General features: G+C 67.6%; 2 protein-coding genes. Both read right to left on the bottom strand.

Annotated features, from left to right (window positions below):
- Positions 1-230, bottom strand: a 230-nt coding sequence (locus ACLD7X_RS18285; protein WP_411425110.1) for a PA2779 family protein, incomplete at its 3' end; no start/stop codon positions are given.
- Positions 231-337: 107 nt separating this feature from the next.
- Positions 338-528, bottom strand: a 191-nt coding sequence (locus tag ACLD7X_RS18280; protein WP_411425109.1) for a tetratricopeptide repeat protein, incomplete at its 5' end; no start/stop codon positions are given.

The raw sequence follows: 528 nt of genomic DNA, 5'->3' as shown, positions 1-528 counted from the left end.
CGCTCGAGCGCCTCGTCGCCTGCGACACCGTGGCCCTCCAGGGCCTGCCGGACATCGTCACGGGCCAGGAAGTCAGCCACCTTGTCACGGGCTGCCTGGCCGCCGGCATCGGCGACCACCTCCTCTGTGGAGATCAGGCCGGCCTGTGCGCGAACCGGCAGGGACACCAGGGTCAGTGCCGGCACGAGGGCGACGATCAGCAGTCGATGCAGGATGTTTTTCATCTTCATGGGGCGATGTTCCGTGTTGCGCTGGTCGGGATGCCAGACGGGCGCAGATGTTGGACCAAGTCGCAGCGGGCGTCAATCGACGCTTACACAGGGAAACAATCAGGCCTTCAGGGGCAGTCGCGCCGCAGTTCCTCCAGCCGGCGCCCGATGGCGTCGCGCTCGAGCGTGTCCTCGGCGTGTTCCACGAAGGTCTGCAGGTCCTGCACCGCCAGGCGGGCATCGCCCATCTCGGCCCACGCCAGGCCCCGGTCGCGGTATTCGTCCCAGGCATCGGGCAGCAGGATGAGCAGGCGATCGA

The sequence above is a fragment of the Aphanothece microscopica RSMan92 genome (genome assembly GCF_046613545.2).
Lineage (GTDB): Bacteria > Cyanobacteriota > Cyanobacteriia > PCC-6307 > Cyanobiaceae > NIES-981.
This window is presented reverse-complemented; position numbering and strand designations above follow the sequence as displayed.